Origin of the sequence: Knoellia pratensis (genome assembly GCF_042666395.1) — a bacterium.
GTDB lineage: Bacteria > Actinomycetota > Actinomycetes > Actinomycetales > Dermatophilaceae > Knoellia > Knoellia pratensis.
In genome coordinates this window covers 224,790-243,190 of sequence record NZ_JBHTDJ010000003.1, presented here as the reverse complement: position 1 = coordinate 243,190, position 18,401 = coordinate 224,790, and the positions used below count along the sequence as shown (strand labels likewise).

At 70.2% G+C, this 18,401-nt stretch carries 8 protein-coding genes; 1 reads left to right on the top strand and 7 read right to left on the bottom strand.

Features of this window, described 5'->3' with window-relative positions; translation table 11 throughout:
• Positions 1-84: 84 nt before the first annotated feature.
• The 6 genes from ACFQRE_RS10935 to ACFQRE_RS10910 form a co-directional block, all read right to left on the bottom strand.
• A complete protein-coding gene (locus ACFQRE_RS10935; RefSeq protein ID WP_380122130.1) occupies positions 85-672 on the bottom strand; it encodes a type II secretion system F family protein in 588 nt (195 codons plus the stop codon).
• Entirely contained in the window at positions 669-1,418 is a 750-nt protein-coding gene (locus tag ACFQRE_RS10930; protein WP_380122128.1) for a type II secretion system F family protein, read from the bottom strand. The genes ACFQRE_RS10935 and ACFQRE_RS10930 overlap by 4 nt, the downstream gene beginning before the upstream one ends.
• A complete protein-coding gene (locus tag ACFQRE_RS10925; protein ID WP_380122126.1) occupies positions 1,415-2,596 on the bottom strand; it encodes a TadA family conjugal transfer-associated ATPase in 1,182 nt (393 codons plus the stop codon). The genes ACFQRE_RS10930 and ACFQRE_RS10925 overlap by 4 nt, the downstream gene beginning before the upstream one ends.
• Positions 2,593-3,213: a hypothetical protein gene (locus ACFQRE_RS10920; protein ID WP_380122124.1), complete on the bottom strand. Its 621-nt coding sequence runs from the start codon at positions 3,211-3,213 to the stop codon at positions 2,593-2,595. The genes ACFQRE_RS10925 and ACFQRE_RS10920 overlap by 4 nt, the downstream gene beginning before the upstream one ends.
• Positions 3,214-3,882: 669 nt before the next feature.
• Complete coding sequence (locus ACFQRE_RS10915; protein WP_380122122.1) at positions 3,883-4,743, bottom strand: hypothetical protein; 861 nt, start codon at positions 4,741-4,743, stop codon at positions 3,883-3,885.
• Entirely contained in the window at positions 4,740-5,579 is an 840-nt protein-coding gene (locus tag ACFQRE_RS10910; RefSeq protein WP_380122120.1) for a thioesterase family protein, read from the bottom strand. The genes ACFQRE_RS10915 and ACFQRE_RS10910 overlap by 4 nt, the downstream gene beginning before the upstream one ends.
• Before the next feature lie 121 nt (positions 5,580-5,700).
• Between ACFQRE_RS10910 and ACFQRE_RS10905 the strand changes: the two genes are divergently transcribed.
• Entirely contained in the window at positions 5,701-6,894 is a 1,194-nt protein-coding gene (locus tag ACFQRE_RS10905; RefSeq protein WP_380122118.1) for a sensor histidine kinase, read from the top strand.
• A gap of 128 nt (positions 6,895-7,022) precedes the next feature.
• Here the strand turns inward: ACFQRE_RS10905 and ACFQRE_RS10900 are convergent, their stop codons facing one another.
• Entirely contained in the window at positions 7,023-18,038 is an 11,016-nt protein-coding gene (locus tag ACFQRE_RS10900) for a hypothetical protein (protein ID WP_380122116.1), read from the bottom strand.
• Positions 18,039-18,401 lie beyond the last annotated feature (363 nt).

Below are 18,401 nucleotides of genomic sequence, written 5' to 3'. Positions count from 1 at the left end.
CAGCCCACTTCGCCGTTCACCGCGACACCCGCTCAAGGATCTGTGGACGGTGACCGCGCGAGACTCGGGTTGTGGACAACGGGATCACCCCACGCCGAGGCTCGATCGGGCCAGATGGAGCACGACGGGCACCACGGTCGTGCCGATGAATCCCGGCAGGAAACACGCTCCCAGCGGCAGGACGAGGAGCACTCCCGCCCGCTGCACGGCAGCCTCGACGCGCGAGGCTTCTTCACGACGCATCCGCTCAGCAGCGGCCAGGACGACGCCGGCCGGCGCTGCACCCGACTGCTCGGCCGCCTGCCACGCGAGGGCAGCCGGACGCCACGCCTCCCCCACATGCCCCCATGAGGTCGCAGCGTCCTGGCCCCACCGGTGAGCGCTGGCGACCACCCGCAGCTGGAGTGCCACGGCCCCACCGACGTGATGGGCCACTGCCTCCAGCGCCTCGATCGGACCAAGCCCCGAACGCAGCGCGAGGGCACACAGCACCAGAGCATCGGCAGCCTCATCGACCGTGACCGCCCGCGAAGCACCGGACATCGCAAACACGTGGTCGGGCTCGGACTCAGGACCCGGTGCCCCGGCACTGGCGTGGGCGACCAGGCTCTGCCCGGAAGGCCACAGAAGGCAAGCGCCCACGACCGCGAGCAGTGCAAGGACGAGGGTCACGAGATCTCCGCCGACCGCAGGGCTCGACGCAGAACCGTTCGCGACCAGAGCCACCCCAAACCCGTGAGGACGAGCCCGCCGACCGCGGCCACGAGCGATGCGGAGCTGCCATAGACGTCCCCCACCGGAAGCCCCAGGACCAGAGCAACGAGTGGACCGCTCAGCGGCAGCAGGGTGAGCAGCCACATCGAGGCGCGCGGACCCGCGGCGAGGACTGTCCGCCGGTCCTCACTCTCGGTCCGTTCGCGCAGGACCGCGGCTGACGCTCGAGCAGCAGGCGCTGCCGCCACGCCGAACTCATCGGTGAGCTGCCAGGCCGCCGCCAGGAAGGCGAGGTCGCGATCCCCTTCTGCCGCACGGGCCAAGCATTCGCCGATGGACCCACCCTGCTCCTGCGCTGCACTGACTTGGTGACCCAGCGTGGCGAACTCCGTTCGGGTGGCCGCCGAACCGCCCACGTCGCAGGCGAGGCGGGCGGCTTCGGCCGCAGGTAGTCCGGCGTCGAGGCCCACGGCGGACAGCTCGGCGAAATCGGCAACCCACCCGCGCCGGCGCCTCCCGAACCGAACCTCTCGCGCCAGCAGACCCCGTAGCCGCGAGGAGCCGCTCGACGACGGTTCGCCACCATTTGTGCCCAAGAGGGCGAAAGGGGTGCGCGATCCGGCTCGCCGCGAGCGCTCGTATGACCTGCCTCGCGGCCACAGAAGGAGCGCGGTGACGAGCAGGACCACCAGGAGCAGGGTCATGCCGCGACCCGATCTTCACCGAGAAGTGCGTCGAGCCGAGAAGCACCGGGCCCACGGTGCACCCCGGACAACACACCATCTCCAGCAGGGCCGGTGGCCACGACCGCCTCGTCGACCACGACCTCGGCTCCGGTCCAGCGCGTCACCCCGACGGCCCGCACGAACCGAGACGGCCCCACCCGGGCCACCTCGATGACCACCTGAACCGCCCCACGCAGCTGCGCGTGCACCGCCTCACGGCCCAGCCCCGCCAACGCCCCCAACGCCTCGAACCGGGCCGGAGCCTCACCCAGCCCGTTGGCGTGCAGCGTCCCGGCGCCACCGTCGTGCCCGGTGTTCAGTGCGGCCAACATCTCGCGCACCTCCGCACCACGGACTTCCCCCACGACCAGCCGGTCGGGCCGCATGCGCAGCGCCTGCCGCACCAGGTCCACCATCGTCACTCCACCAACACCCTCGACGTTGGGTATCCGCCCCTGCAGCCGCACGACGTGCGGGTGCGCGGGCGCGAGCTCGCGCACGTCCTCAACGACCACGATCCGCTCGTGAGAGGCACATTCAGAGAGCAACGCCCCCAGCACCGTGGTCTTGCCGACGCCAGTGCCACCCACCACGACGAAGGACAACCGCGCCGCCACCACCCGACGCAGCACCTCGGCCAGGCCGTCACCCACCGCCCCGAGCGCCACCAACCCATCGACACCCACCGGCTGATGTCGCGGCACGCGCAGACTCAGATGCGTCCCCGACTCCGCGAGCGGCGGGAGGATCGCGTGCAGTCGCACTCCCCCGGGCAGCACGCCATCGACCCACGGCTGCGCCTCGTCCAATCGTCGACGAGCCAGCCCAGCGAGCCGCGTGGCCAGGGCCCGAGCGGCACCAGCATCGAGCCGCACCCCGGTGTCCTCGACACCTCCACCGCGATCGACCCACACCGCACCGTCGCCGTTGACCAGCACATCCGTCACCGTGGCCAGGCCGATCCACGGCTCCAATGGACCGAAGCCCAGCACCTGCTCCCGCAACCGGGCCCCTTCGCTCGCCGCACCCTCGGCACCGAGCTCGACCACCGCGCCCGTGAGGTCAGAAATCACCGATGCATCCGGAGCCCGACCGGCCCGGATCGCCTCCTCGATGCCGGGCCACCGCTGATCCCCACCGACCGACGAACCACTCATGCCGCGCCCGCACCCAGGTAGTCCAGCAGGTCCAGCACCACGCGATCTGCACTGTCCCGCAACGGTCCTCGCAGCCCCGGCCACTCGCCCCGCTCGGCGTCGCGGCGCACCCGGGCGTCGGCCTTGAGGTGGGCCAGGTGCTGCACGCCAAGGTGATCGAGCACTTCATCGAACTCGGGGCCCAAGGAACCCGAGGAGCGCGTCACCAGCCCCACCCCAGACCCGGACAGGTCAGCCAACAGGGCCTCCGTGTCAGCCAGCTGGCGCGCCTGCAGCCCGGACACGACGTGCACGGCCTCCGCCTCCTCCACCAGCGCCTCGACCACCCCCGTCAGGCCGGGGCAATCGATCACGACCGGCACCTCGCGGCGCAGGGATGCCACCACGTCGAGCATCACCGACGGCAGAAGCTCCGCACCTCGCCCACCCGCCGACAGCACCGGCACCTCCCCTCGAGGCAGCGCCGCAATCAATCGCGAGCACGATGTCGTCCCCCGCAGCCGCGCCAGATCGGGCCACCGCAGCCCCGGCACGTGCTCGGTGCCGCACGTCATGTCGAGCCCGCCACCGCGCACGTCGCCATCGACCAACACACATTCACCCAGGTGCATGGACATGCGTCGGGCCAGCGCAGCCGCCCACGTCGACGCACCCAGCCCACCGCTGGCCCCGATCACCACCACAAGAGGAGTCACAAGAGGAGTCGCAAGAGAAGTCATGGCGATGACGCTCACCCACCAGCCGACCCGACCACCACCCCGGTGAGCCGATCTGTGGACAAGAGCACCCGGCATACGCCGCCTGTGGACAGCCACAGAAGCCAGCTGGCAAAAGAAAAGGCGACGGCCCCGGTCGGGGGGATGACCGGGGCCGTCGGGCGGGCCGAGCCCCGGGGGGGAGAGGCCGGACCACCCGTCGCTACAACCCCGAAGGGGAGCGATGGCACCATCGTTGCCCATCGATCCGGTGCATGCAAGGTGAACCTTGAAACTCGCACCAAAGTGACCATTCAATGGTCACCCGAACGCGCGTCAATGACGATGACGCCCCTCGAAAGGGGCGTCATCCGCCGCGAGCGTGCAGGGCGACCAAGCGTGAATTTCCTTGCCGTCGTATCGGGTCAAGCCCGAACAGACCGGTCCATCAGTGGACTGCCCGCGCGTGGGTACCCGTTGCGTCTCGCGGTTGTTCTCTGGACGGGTGGTTCCTGGAAGGCCTGCCCGATGAACCCTGTCTACTCCCCTGCCGGAGCAACAACAAGACTTGACTTTCGCTCCGGTGAAGCGTCAGGTGAGCCGACCGGCGAGGACCGCGTCAGCAATCGCCTCACCTTCGGCGGCACCGGCGACGATCGCGTCGCAGCAGTGCGTGAGCCACAGCCCGACGCCTGCGGCGTCCCCCCGGGTGTATGCCGTGAGCCCGCCGAGGTAGGCCGGCCCACCTCCCGTGCCGTGCCCGGCTTCGGGAACGGCGACCCCGGTCGGGTCGAGGCCACCGGCCTGGATGACGGCGCGTTCGATGGCGCGGGCGACGACACCGTTGCCGCGGGTGAACGGTCGGCCGGTGACGATCTCGGCGTGCGCGAGGGCGGCAACGATCGGGATGGGGAGGGTCTTGGCGCTGGCGAGGAGCTCGACGACGCTCTGCAGTCGTTCGCGCGCCTCGGCTGCGGGAGGGGCCTCGCCGATCTCGATGAACTCGCGGCAGTCCTCGCCGTCGAGCCGCGGGCGACCGAGTTCGGAGTCGGGGACGAGGCCGGCGGCGGCTGCGGTGTGGAGGCGGGCGAGGGCCTGCATGGGTGCATTGAGGACGACGGCGCCGAGGCGTTCGGTCTCGGCGGTGGCGGCAACGACTCCACGCATGACCTGCTCGACCGGGTCGGGTTCGTCGTGCCACGTCACGGCCCCGCGCATGAGGTCGCGGACGATGTCGACGGAGAGGCGCGCACCGTCGAGCTCACCGCTGGCCCAGGCTCCGCGGACGCGGGACTCGGCGGCGGCCTCGGGGATGCGCCGGCGCAGGGCGTTGTGCCAGCGCAGCTTGGTGCAGGCCTCCCGAGCGGCGTCGATCTTCTCGGGTATCCCGGGCAGGGACGCGAGGGCGTTGACGGAGGCGGCGAGTTGAGCAGCGGTGTCGGACAACGTCACTTGGCCTTCGCGCGGTCGTGGGCGCGGGTCCCACGCTCTGCGTGGGCCGGCATACGCACGCCTGCAAGTTGGCGCGACTGCGCGACGACGCGATCGCGCGAATCCCAGATGATCGCGTCCTCCTCGAAGAGTCCGCCGATGACGTTGCGGGTCGTGATCCGCATGCGCAGCCAGCCGGGGGCGGGGCGCGAGCGGATGTGACCGGAGAAGGCGATCGTCGGCGCCCAGCCGAGCGCGCCGAAGGTGAACGTCACCGGCGGCAGCGCGTCGAGGAAGAACGGGAGCGAGGTGACGTCGGGTTCGCGGCCATCCTTGAAACGAATCCACGCGCGCATCTCACCGTCGTTGGCGGGCTGGCCGACCGCCCAACCGACAGTCGCCGGGTCGATCCGGATGTCGACCCGGTCGAGGAGTCGGATCTTCTCGGCGAAACCACCGCGGGCTGCCGGTGCGCACTGGTCGGGGTCGGGCAGCTCGGGCGGCGCCTCCTGGACGTGGACCGGCTCACTGTTGGCGTCGAGGTCGGCAAACGTGGCGGTATGCCGCAAGCGCACCTTGTCGTCCTGGCTCACCGTGACCTCGGCCGTGGAGAACGACCGGCCGATGCGCAGGATCTCGGTCTCGACGGTGGCGGGGCCGGGTTGGGCGGCGGCGAGGAAGGTCGTGCTGAAGGCGACGGCGTCGGTCTGGCTGTTGGACACCTGCATGGCCTCGGAGGCGGCCTGGGTGGCGAGCGACATGAGCACTCCGCCGTTGATCGCTTCGCCGATCACCCAACCATCGGTGAGTTCGGCGGTGCCGTCAGTGGTGCGCAGAACGTCGTCGAACTCAGTCATGTGCCGAGCGTATGCCGACCGGCCGCGCCCCATGCCGCTGCGTCTGCGTATGTGGTGGATCTAGCAGCCACATCCGCAGACACAAGGGTCGGTTCACCCGGTCACCCTCTAGCCTTGCGGCATGTCGGCGTCCTTCGATCTGCCCACCGCCGTGGTCGTGGCAGGGGCGATGCTGCTGCTCGGGCTCGGCGTCTGGCTGGCGGGGCGGGGCCGTCGGCGGGGCTTCCTGTCCACCGTCGACCGGGTCACCTATTCGACGCTGCACACCGCCTCGCTCGCGTCGCGCCACCTCGCCGACGGGCTCACCCCGGAGTCGGCCGACCGCGCCGGCAAGCACTTGCTGGCGATCCTGGGCGCTCGCTCGGTCGCGATCTGTGACGCCTCCGGGCTGCTCGCCTGGACCGGCCCCGGCGAGCACCACTCCCCCGATGCGCACTCGCATGCTGCCGCCACGCGCGAGTCGGGTGCGCCGACGGTCCTCGGTGGCGGTGACATCACCTGCAGCGACCCCGACTGCCCCATCCGCGCCGCCGTCACCGCCCCACTCATCGCCGACGAACGCGTCGTCGGGACCCTGACGGCATACGCCCCCGCGACGTCGGCTGGCCTCGCCCAGGCCACCGGCGAGCTGGCCCGTTGGGTCTCGGCCGAGCTCGATGTCGCCGAGCTGGGCCGCGCACGCACTCGCGCCATGGAGGCCGAGCTCCGCGCCCTGCGTGCCCAGATCAGCCCTCACTTCATCTACAACTCCCTCGGCGCCATCGCGTCGTTCGTGCGGACCGACCCCGAGCGGGCGCGCGAGCTGCTGCTCGAGTTCGCCGACTTCACGCGCTACGCCCTGCGTCAGGGCGGGCCGTTCACGACCCTCGCCGAGGAGCTGCGCAACGTCGAGCGCTACCTCGTGCTGGAGCAGGCGCGCTTCGGTGAGCGCCTGCAGGTGTCACTGCTCATCGCGCCCGAGGTGCTGCCGGTACGGGTGCCCTACCTCGCGGTGCAACCGTTGGTGGAGAACGCTGTTCGGCACGGACTCGCGACCAAGGAAGGCATCGGCCACGTGACGATCACGGCCGCGGACCTGGGGTCCGATGCCGAGATCTCCATCGAGGACGACGGCGTGGGGACGGATCCCGACCAAGTCCAACGCATCCTCGACGGCCAGTCCCGCGCCGACTCCGTGGGCCTGGGCAACGTCGATGCCCGGCTGCGCCAGGTCTATGGCGACGAGTTCGGGCTCGTCGTCGAAACGGCTGTCGGTGCCGGGACGAGGGTCAGCTTCCGGATCCCGAAATACGCGCCCGGAGTCCACCCGGACTAGATCGGCGTATGCCGCCCGGCTCCGCGATGCCCGGCTCCGCGATGCCCGCCCCCGAGCTGCCTCACCCGGCCCGACCGGCCCTGACCTGCCCCACCCTGCTGGGCAGATCAGGGGCAGGTCAGGAGAGGTCAGTAGCCAGCGCAGGCGTTCGCGTCGTCGAAGTGACCCGGTGTCGTCGGATAGGCGCTGCCGGTCCCGTGGTCCTTGCCGTCGGCGTTGTAGACGAGAGCCAGCTCGTCGTAGGCCGAGGTCCCGGGCGTCAGCACGTCCGCCGTGGCGCCGCCTCCGCCAGGCCGACCGGCACCGTTGCCCGTGGCCCAGGCCTTGAGGAAGTCCTCCACCGCCGGGGCCGGGACCCTGACGTCGGTGAACCCGCCGTAGGCCGCGTTGCAGTGGCTCCACAGGTTGTAGACGCCGGACCAGTCGATGAGCCGGTCACCGTTGTGCGGGCCGTTGTTGGACAGGTCGCCCTGCATCACGTCACGGTCCCAACCGCCGTAGACCCAGTCGACGCCCTGGTGGTGCTGGTTGTTGGCCAGGGTCGAGGTGGTCGTCACGACGTCATCAGCGCGGTCGGTCATCTCGAACCAGGAGCACGGGTCGGTCGTGCCGTCCTTCTTGGTCGTGACGGGGTCCGTGCTCGTGCTGCACGTCCGGCCGATGAGTCCCGCACCCGTGCCATAGGCACCGCGGGGCCGCCAGTCGATGACGTCCTGGTCCTTGCCACCAGCCAGATGGTCGACGAACTCACCGTTGGTGCCCGCGTCGGCCAGGCACGCCGCGTCCGTGTAGGTGCAGACCTTGCCGGCCCCACCCCACATCACGTCGTTGCCGCGGTCGCCGAACATCGAGTCGCCGCCAGAGTCACCGTTGGCGAGGTCGTCGCCGGCACCCGCGTGGATGGAGTCGTGGCCTGCGCCACCGCGGATCCGGTCGACCCCGCCGAAGGTGATCCCGTTCAGTGGCATCGGGGTGCTGGTCGCGCCACCGACGAAGTCGGTGCCGTTGACGTCGTGCAGCAGGTCGACCTCCCGGCTCACCGAACCATCGCGACGCGTCGTGAAGGAGACGGCCGGAGGCATGGTGAGCGTCGTTGTCGTGGACCGTGATCCGGTCTCGAACCGATTCTGTATGCCGCCTCGGTCGCCGAGGATTGCGTCCTCACCGTCCTCGCCGAACAGGGTGTCCGCACCGAGCTCGCCGTAGATGTCGTCGTCGTCCGCGCCACCCAGGATGTTGTCGCCGCCGTCCTGGCCGTAGAGCACGTCCTGGCCGGCGTCGCCGAACACCGTGTCCGAGCCGAAGGCTCCGGCAATCTCACAGGTCGACGTTGCCGTGGACCCGGTGGCCGGGCAGAAGCGCGTCGACGACGCGCCGCCACCGGCGATCCGGACCTTGGCCTGGCCGAGGCGTGAGGCGCCGTAGCGCGGCGTGTAGACGCGATCCGTCGTCCCGCCGTCGACCGCTCGCTGGATGGAGCCGTTGTCGCCGACCACGAAGTCGTCGTTGCCGTCTCCGTGGATGACGTCGTTGTCGTCGCGGTAGCCCTGGCGGCCCCAGCCGCCGGTGAGGTCGTCCTGACCCGCGGTGACAGGTGCGGCATCGACTGCCGGCGTGGCCCAGGCCGCACCAGCGGGAGCTGTCGCGATCTCGGCAGCCGCCAGCGCAATGTCGCCGTGGACGGTGTCCGCACCTCCGTCAGCCTCGACATAGTCGTCGTCTCCGCCGCCGCTGATCCGGTCGTCGCCGTCCTGGCCGAAGATGACGTCGACGCCGTCCTGACCGGACAGTGCGTCGCCCGCGGAGTGCGTGGCGTTCGCGGCCGCTGGTGCCGGGCCGACGAGGTCGTGGAACGTCACTCCTCGCGACGGGACGAGCGCGGTCTGGGTCGCGTTCGCCCGCAGGGTGCGCCAGTCACGGTCTGTCGTGGGCCGGTTGAGCAGAGCGTTGTCGCCCATGATGAGGTCGGAGCCGGGGCCGCCATAGACGTTGTCGGCACTGTCCGGCTGACCGACCTGACCGGTGCTGGTCGTCGCGCTGCCCATCGAGGAGCCTCCGACGACGTCGTCGTCCTCGGTTCCGCCGAGCACCAGGTCAGAGCCCTGACCGCCCTCGGCGTAGTCGACTCCGGCACCGGCGTCGGCGCTGTCTGCGCCGCCCTGGCCCAGCATCACGTCATTGTCGGCGTTGCCCGTGATCGTGTCCGCACCAGAGGTGCCGGCCACCGGGGAGTCGCCGAGGTCGTAGGGCATGACCGTGCGCTGCGTGGTGACCCGGTTGAAGGTCAGGAGCGTGGTCGGCGAGACGGGCGGTGTCACGGTGGGCCGGGTGAGCGACCCGTTGTCGCCGAGCACGACGTCCTGACCGACGTCGCCGGCAAGGGTGTCGCCGGCGTCGGGCTGGCCGATCGTCGAGGGCGTCGCTCCGGACACCGGGGTGTAGGAGCCACCGACGACGTCGTCGTCTCCGGCGTCGCCGTGGACGAGGTCGACCCCGGGGCCGCCCTCGCCGTAGTCGGCTTCGGCGCCGAGCGAGACGTCGTCGTTGCCGCGCTGGGCGAACACGACATCCACGTCGTCGCCGCCTTGGATCACGTCATCGCCGAACACTCCGGTCGGAGAGCCAGCTCCCTCATCGGCCAGGTCGACACCTCTCGGGGTGGTGAGATCGCGGCCGCTCATCACGGGGTGGGCCGATCCGACCCGGGTCACCATGGCGTTGTCGCCGGTGATGACGTCCTGGCCGTCGCCGCCCGTGAGGGTGTCGCCCGCGTCCGCCTGACCGGCCTCGCCCGAGGACGTGGTGAACGAGCCGCCGACGACGTCGTCGTCCTGGGCACCACCTGTGACGGAGTCCGTGTCGGGGCCGCCCTCGCCGTAGTCGGCTCCGTCACCGAGGGTGACGGTGTCGTTGCCGCGCTGGGCGAAGACCACGTCGACGTCGTTGCCGGCATCGATGACGTCGTTGCCGGACACACCGGTCGGAGAGCCGGAGCCCTCGTCGGCGAGGTCAACCCCGCGCGACGTGGTGAGCCCACGCCCCGCCATCACCGCGTGCGAAGTCCCGCCGCGGGTCACCTTGGCGTTGTCGCCGGTGATGACGTCCTGGCCGTCGCCACCGCTGAGGGTGTCACCCGCGTCGGGCCGACCCTGTTCGGTGCCGGAGGCCAGCTGCGAGGAGCCACCGATGACGTCGTCGTCGCCGGCCTCGCCCCAGATGCCGTCGGAGCCGGGGTTTCCCTCGGCGAGGTCGTTGCCGAGGCCGCCGTAGACCGTGTCGTCGGCGAGGCCGCCGTAGGCGCGGTCGTCGTCGTCGCCAGCGACCAGGTAGTCGTCGCCTCCGAGGGTGGCGTCGGTCGAACCGAGGTCGGTCGGGTAGGGCTGGTCGGCAAGGACGTCGCTCGGCGCGTTGTCGCCGACGAGGACGTCGGTGCCACCGGCGCCCAGAAGGACGTCGCCGCCGTCTGCCACGCCGGACACGGAAGTGCCACCGAGCAGCATGTCGGCCTCGGAACCGCCGTCGACCCAGTCGGAGCCGCCATTGCCCTGGAGCCGGTCAGCACCCGTGCTGCCGTAGAGGGAGTCGGCGCCGTCGTTGCCATAGACCTGGTCGGGTCCGACCTCGCCGTAGGCCTGGTCGTCGCCGCTGCCACCGAACACGAGGTCGGCGTCGTCGCCGGCGTAAAGGTGATCGGCGCCCGAGTTGCCACAGAGACGGTCAGCTGCGCCTGCGGCATACGCCCAGTCGTTTCCGCCTCCGGCGTTGACGACGTCAACGCCGTTGCCACCGAGGATGAGGTCGGCCGCGTCCGCGGAGACGGTCGTCTCGCTTGGTTGGGCGCTCACCGGGTTCGACTGCACGTCGCAGGCGTCGACGGTGGTGTCACCGAAGATCGTCGACGGGCCGTTGGAGCCGTAGATGCGGTCGCTGCCGGTGCCGCCGACGAGCAGCTTGGTGCTGGCGCCCGCGTCGGGGAGGACGGCCACGTCGCGGGCCGCGCCGAGGACGTCGGTGACGGCGCCTGGGCCACTGACCGTGGCCGGGGCGGCCACGACGTAGTCGTCGCCAGGACCTCCATAGATCTTGTCCGAACCCAGGCCGCCTGTGAGGACGTCGGCTGCACCGCCGCCAAAGACCGTCGCCGTCTGCGTCGCGGTCGAGGCCGTGGTGACGAAGTCGAGGCCGTTGGATCCGTAGACGGTGTCGGACCCGGTGCCGGTGCTGACCGTGTTCGTGTCCGTGTCGGCGTCGCCGGAACCCGGGTCGCTCTCGCCGATGGCGGCGTAGGTGCCCGTGTAGACGGTGTCGGTGGCCGACCCGCTCTTGAGGACGTCACTGCCGGCGCCGCCGACGATCACCGAGCCCTGGGCGCGGTAGAGCGCCTCCTTCTCGGCCGAGCCGCCGGTCGTCCCGGCCTTGATGCCCGCCGAGTCGGCGAGCACGCTGTCGTTCGCGGTGCCGATGGTGTCGGCGCCGCCGTTGCCCGACAGGCGGACCCGGCCGAGGCCGGCTGCGATCTGGTCGATGCCCGAGCCCGCCGGGTTCGCCTTGTAGAAGTCGGCGTCGGCAGCGTCGGCGAGGCTCGAGTCGACCTTCACGGCGTTGGTCAGCGTGACCGAGCCGGGCTTGTCGGGCGACAGCGCGACGCTGGGTGAGGAGTCGGCGTGTGCGAGCGAGGCGTCACCGGCCACGACGTCGTTGCCGTTGCCGACGGTGATCGCGTCCGCATCCTGGCCACCGGCGACGTGCGCCACCGCCGAGCCGGGCGCGGTCGCGAGGTCGGTGCGGTCGAGGGTCGTGATCGTGTCGGCGCCCTTGCCGCCGTCGACCCACGACGTGCCCACGCCGGTGCGGATGACGTCGTCACGGTCGCTGCCGAAGACGACTGCGGTCTTCGTGAACGGTTTGGCCTCCAGGCCCTCGACGGGCGGCTGACCACCGGTGAAGCTCACGGTGAGCGGTGTGGTGGTCCCTCGGGCGTCGACGACGACGGTCGAGATCTGAGTGTCACCCGTGTCCGGGAAGGTCTCGGTGATTCCGAGCCCGCGGACCTCGACGACGGCCGGCTGCTGGACACCGTCCTCGTCCTTGTAGGTCGGTACCTGCCGGACGACCCACGTCTCGGCCTTGTCGGTCGCACCCCAGGGAGCACCACGCTGGGCGTTGGTGCCGAACTTGCCGGCGAAGACGTAGAGCGTGGACCCGGTGCGGCCGGCGAGCCTCGGCGGAGCCGGTTCGCAGTCTGGCTTGAGGCTGAAGTCGAGGAGCTTGATGTTGATGAGGGTGAAGTCGAAGCTCACCGAGAACGGACTGAACCCCAGGGTGACGAAGACCTTGATGTAGAGAGAGAGCTCTCCTGAGACGTTGAACAGACAGATCGGATTGATCGCCACGGCCCTGCCGAACTCGAAGAGCCGGAACTTGCCGTCGTTGTTCGGGTCGTTCCAGTAGAAGCCGACGGTGAGCCGGACTCCGCCGACGACCCCGACCTCGATGATCGCGAGGGACACCGACGCGCCGGCCTCGAGGTAGCCCGTGAACTGGACGACCGGGATCGGCTTACCGGTCTGGTCGACCGTCTTGAAGTAGAGGCTGTCGAGGATCTCGGCGGCACCCTTGCCCTCGATCGCACGGCGGATGCCGTAGGTGTCGAACCCGGCGGCGATCCGCATCGAGACCGAGGCCCCACCGCCGATGACCATCATGACCGGCGGCGGTGCGTAGATCGGGCCGAAGGACTTCTGGAACTGGAAGCCGAGGGTGAGCGGCCCGCTGTCGAACTCGACGAGCGGGATGTCACCGCCGGAGATGAGGTCGAAGAGCCGGGTCGGGTCGTCGAGGACCGGGAAGGACAGACCGGCGAGGGCCCGCTTCGCCGTGTTCGACATCCGGCCCGAGGCGTCCTTGGCCGCGACCTGCTGGGCGGGCGTCTTGCCCGTGGAGTCCACCGGGGCCGGGTCCTTGGTGGCGATCATTTGCGAGGCGTTGCCGGCCGACGCGCGGGTCGTCGTCACGGCCGTCTTCGACAGGGTGAAGCTGCCGATGTTGACCCCGCAGCCGCCCTGGGTGGTGTCCGGGCAGTTGACGTTCTTGAGGAAGTCCTTCGTCGTCTTGATGGCGTCCAGGAAGGGCTTGATCTTCGGGCCGCCGGCAATGGTGCTGAACGTCTCGGCGAGGGTCGCGATCGTGATCGGCTGACCACCAGCGGCCGTCGAGAGGTCGGAGATGACCGGCATGGGTGTGAAGATCGTGTCGAGAACCGGCTGGAGCGGCTTCGTCGCGTCGACGACCTGCTGGAGGTAGGGCTTGATCGCCTTGCCGAAGAACTTTCCGGCGTCCAGGGTCACGTTGTTGAACTGGACGAGGAGGCCGGCCGGGTTCTTGGGGTCCTTGCTCGTGGAGGCGCTCCACGCCCACTTGAGGACGAAGTCGGTCGAGATGCCCGGCAGGGCGGCGTCGGCCGTGCCCTCGAGGTGCCAGGCGATGTCGACGATGGCGTCGAGGTTGACGGTGATCGCGTCGGCGATCCGGGTGCGGGCGATGTCGGCGAGCTTGAGCTTGCCGTCCTTGCCCTTGATGTCGATGCCGAAGGAGCCGACGAACTCGGACCGGGTGTGCTTCTTCGAAACGTCGACCTTGATGATCGACAGCTGCGCGGTGAGCGCGGTCGTGTTGATGGGCGCGTCCAGCCTGAGGGCGGCGCCGACGGCGAGCTCGTTCTGCGTCGAGGTGTCGACGTAGAAGCCCTCGGTGCGGCTCATGACCACCTTGAGCGAGAGGCGCCAGCCGACGTCGCCGACGATCTTCCCGGAGCCACCGGTCTGCAGGGACAGACCGGGGATGCCGAGGTCGACGGGCAGCTCGGCGCCGATGCAGTCGTTCTTGCCGTCGGCGGCGTCGACGCAGCCCTTGTCGCCGGACACGACGCCCTGGCCCATCGTGAGGCCGAGGCTCACGCCGTCGACCTTCTGGACGGGAGTGTCGTCAGGGCACGTGGTGGCGGGGAGGAGCGGGTTCGTCGTCGCGGCCGAGTAGGCCGTCACCGGAGGCGTCCCGAGGTGGTCGTCATACGTGGCGAGGGCACCGACAGAGCCGACGAGCCGGTATGCCGTGGCCGGAGGTTCGGTCGTGCCCGTCTGGGTCGCCCGGATGATCTGGTAGCCGTTGGCGCCGACCGCCTTGGTCCACGTGACGGTGTTGAACTTGCCGCTCGCACCGGCGGTGAGGGTGGCGGCGTTCTTCACCACGACGGTGGCGGCCGACGGGACGGAGCGCTTGAGCGGGTCCGCGCCCTGGGCGTAGGTCGAGACGACCTTGTAGACGTACTGCGTCGTGTCGGCGGCGACGGCGTTGTTCGGCGTGGCCGCGGGTGCCGTCGGGGGGAGGAGGGTGAGCTTGCAGGTGAAGTCGACCTGGATCCCTGACGAGCCGCCGACGACGACCCCGAGCGCCTTGGAGAGCTCCGTGGTGAGGAGCGTCTTGGCCGGGCCGACCCGGCTGACGTCCCCGTTGTTCTTGATGAAGAGCGCGAGGTCCTTGCGGACCTTCCCCATGAAGTCGGCGCCAGCCTGCAGGTCCTTGCCCACGACGGGCATCTCGCCACCGTTGGACGCTGTCCGCAGCGCGGTCTCGGAGTAGAACATGTACTGCTGGACACCTTCGAGGAGTGAGCCGAACTTGAAGGCGCCGTTCTCGAGGATGCTCTTGATCTCCTGCGGGTAGGTGATCTCGGTCGACGCACCGGTGAAGAGGTCCGCGAGGCTGTCCTCCTGGGCGCCGAGCGTCGTCGTCACCTCGAGGTTGCCCGTGCCTTCCGTGCCATTCGCCCACACTGGGAACGCGGCGCAGACGACCTGGTCGTCCTCGTCGCAGGCGTCGCCGCCGCCGACGGCGAGGTCGAAGCCGTCGGTGAAGAAGTCCGAGATCGACGGGTCGTCCTTGGTCGTCGCGCCAGTCGCCTTGACGCCGAAGCCGGCGTGCACCGAGCCCCGGTTGCCGTCGCTGTCGCGGCCGAGCTCGAGGCTGATCGGGCCGAGGTTGGCGCCGAAGAACGCGTCGTCCGCGCCGACCTTCGCCGCGAAGTTCACCTCGGACCAGTCCTTGTCGACCTTCGTGTTCTCGATCGGGCTCGTCATCGCGGCCGCGGTGAGCGGCAGGTAGAGGCGCAGCTTGACGGTGCCGCTCGCCTGCACGCTCAGCTCACCGCCACTGGACAGGCCGATGACGTCGAGGTCGTCGCCGAGGTTGAGGCTCACCGGTTGGGTCACCTCGTAGGCGCGAGCCCACGAGAGGTCGAGCCTCAGCTGCTCGTCTCCGTCGTCGTTCTTGGCAAGCCCGAAGTCGATCGTCGAGCCGTTGCCGAGGGAGGCCTCGGCCATCGCCAGGGTGTCCTGGAGGGTGTCCGGCGTCATGGCGCTCAGGACGTGAACGGCGCCGAGGAGCTCGTTCTCGACGAGGTAGGGGGTGTTGTCCACCGGCGGGCTCGGGAGCTGGGGCGCGAGGTCGAGGGTCGTGCCGTCGGCGCCGACAATCGTCGCGAGGGTTGAGCCGACGACGATCTGGCGACCGAGGAACTCCTTGGTGAAGGCGGCGCCCGGGTCGGTGAGGACGGTGACCGCAGGGCCGCCGTCGACACCGGCACGGTCGGCATACTTCGCGGTGCCGCTGGCGCCCGCGCCGATGAGCTGGCTCACCGAGGACCCGACGAAGGGGATCGGGGTGTCGAGTCCGCCGCCGGTCATCGTCGTGAGGTCGGCGCCCGCGGCCTCGAGGGTCCCGCGCACCGCACCGAAGAGCGACGTCGGCTCGAGCTCCTTGTCGAGGGCGTCCTTGATGTTGAGGGCCTTGAGGAGGTCCGCGCGGTCCGCGTCCTCGGCCACGACCGTGACGTCGCCGGCGTCGATGCCGTCGGCGAGGGCGGCGACCGTCGCGGTGAGCGTGATGCCCGTCGAGTCGGGGTTCTCCTCGTCCTCACCGAAGGCCGTCGGGGCGTCCGGGACGGAGATGGCCAGGTTCGCCTCGACGGTGCCGCCGAGGGTCCGCTTGAAGACGTCGGCGGTGGAGGTCGCGGTGCGCACCGTCTGCCGGCGCACCTGCTCGACGAACTCGGGGACGGCGACGTCACCGGTCTTCGTCAGGGCGAGGGTCTGGAGGTGGCCGGACGGGACCGACAGCGCGACGTCGCCGGTGATGTCGAGGGCCAGGAAGCCGCTCGTGGTGCTGATCTGCACCGGCGAGGTGATGGCCGCGTCGGCGACGAGGAGGTCGCGGGTGCTCTGGCGGAGCATGACGCGGTCGGCCGGGAGCGGGAGGGAGGTGATGATGCGGGCGAGCCCGGAGTCGTCGACCTGCTGGAAGGGGCACGGGGCGTTGCCGGTGCCGGGGTCGCAGTCGGGGACGACCTCGTTGGCCGCGTTCGTGTACTTCTCCGGGGCCCTGAGGTCGAGGACCATCGGCAGGGTGACGACGACGTCGGGGGTGATCTTCGCGGTCGAGACCTCGGCGTTGGCGCCGGCGACTCCGATCCTCGTCTTGAGCACGTCGGCGAACTGCGGGGCGCCGGTCTTGGGGTCGGCAGCCTCGATGGCGAAGAGCGTGCCGTTCGTGGGCGTGCCACCGGTCCAGCCGTCGGCCGTGAGGGTGAGCTTCGTGCCGCTGTCGATCGTGGCGACCGTGGCGGTCGAGGTGCCGGCGGTGACCTTGCGGCCCGCGAGGAGTGCGGCGCCGTCGTTCTTCGGTCCGTCGAGGTCGACGCCCGAGGCCGTGAGACCCGTGGCGGTGTATGCCGTGCCGGTGCCGGAGGTGGCCGCGCCGAGTGGGTTGAGCTCGAGGTCGGTCTTCCCGCCGCGGGTCGTGACGATGGTGAAGTTGACCTTCTTCGTGCCCGGGTCGAAGGTCGCGGCCTCCTTGCCGTCGCCGTCATCCTTGTCGAGGACGTCGATGGACCAGCCGGAGTCGGCGTACTCCGCTGCGTCGAGTGCGGCGAGCATGTCCTGGAGGGAGGCGAACTTCGGCTGCCCCGGGGTGCTGTCGTCGGGGTCGGCGTCCGGCACCTGGTCGGCGAGGAAGGTCTTGATGCCGCCGACTGCGTCGATGGCGTTCGAGAGCGACCCACGCATGAGCGGGAGGTCGCCGTCGCCCGCGTTCTGCATGCCGAGGACGGCGGACGCCGCCTGGGACAGCGAGGCGGCGAGGTCGCGCGGGGTCATGGTGAGGAACGGCTTCGCGGCTTCCGGGACGACGGCCGTCACGAGCGGCGCCTCGAACGAGGCCGGGGCAGCGGAGCTCAGGGTCACGGTCGTCCCCACGCTCGGGAGGCCGGCGACTCGGTCGCTGGCTCGTGGCTTCGCCTCGAGGCTGCCGGCCAGGCTGCCCACCTGCGTGGCGGTGACGATTCCGGTGCCCGCGCCCTCGGCGGCGAGCTCGCCGTCGTCGGCCGTGTCGGTGTCGGGGTTGTCGAAGGCGAGCAGGCCGGCGGCGTCGTTGTCCGGGTTGGCCCAGCTCGTGCTGACGTTGCTCTGGAGGCGGTAGTCGTCTGTGTCGGCAGTCCCCGTCACGCTGACGCCGAGGATGCCCAGTCCGGCGTTGATCGTGGTGGTGGCCGGCAGGTCGGCACTGGTCGCGATGGACAGGGAGGGGGCGGTCAGGCTGGCCTTGCCGGAGGTGGAGTCGAAGACGAAGGTGAACGAGCCGGTCAACGTGCCCTTGACGACGATCCCGGTGCCGCTGGACAGGCTGAGGGTGCCGCTCTCGTCGCGGATGTCGAGGCCGGCGTTCTGGGTGAGCGTGCGGGTGAAACCGACGGTGAGGGAGGTGTCGTTCGGGTTGCTCGACGTGAAGGCCCAGCCGCTGCCGTCCGCGTCGTCGACGTAGCCCTTGAGGTCCGCCAGGGTGTCCTGCGTGCCGAAGTCCTTGAGCGGTCCGGTGGCCCCCAGCGCCGAGGAGAACGCCGTCTTGAGCCCGACCGACTCGGCCGGCGTGACGGCCAGCGTCGGCAGCTGCTTGGCCACGGCCGTGCCCGACGCGACCTGCGGCAGGAAGTCGGTGGCGAGCCGCGTGAACAGGGCGCCGACCGCCGTGGTCGCGGCGTCCGGTCCCGCCGCCTGGGCGGACGGTGCCGCCGCGATACCCAGGGTCCCCAGCATGGCGACAGTGACGATGGATGCGAGAGCTGATCTGCGCAGAGCGAGCACGTGAGTTCCCCGACGTGAGGCTCGGGGTCTTGAGAGGCCCTGAGTGGCGGCGGCTACCGGAATCAATAGCCGAAATGGGTGCCGGTCCTTCACCTCAAGGATCGTCATTTTCGGGTCATCCCAACAGCACTCGCTGGCCACCCAGAGAGCACATTCCCACTGCCCACTCAACCGCCGATATGACTCTTTGTGACTAGTTTTACTAGTTATTCACCTCCAAGAGGCGCTCTCGCGCCCGAATCCGGCATCGCTGCAGGTCCACGTTCACGAGCGACTCACGACCAACGTCAGAGTCCGCGCCGTTCTCCCGAAGTG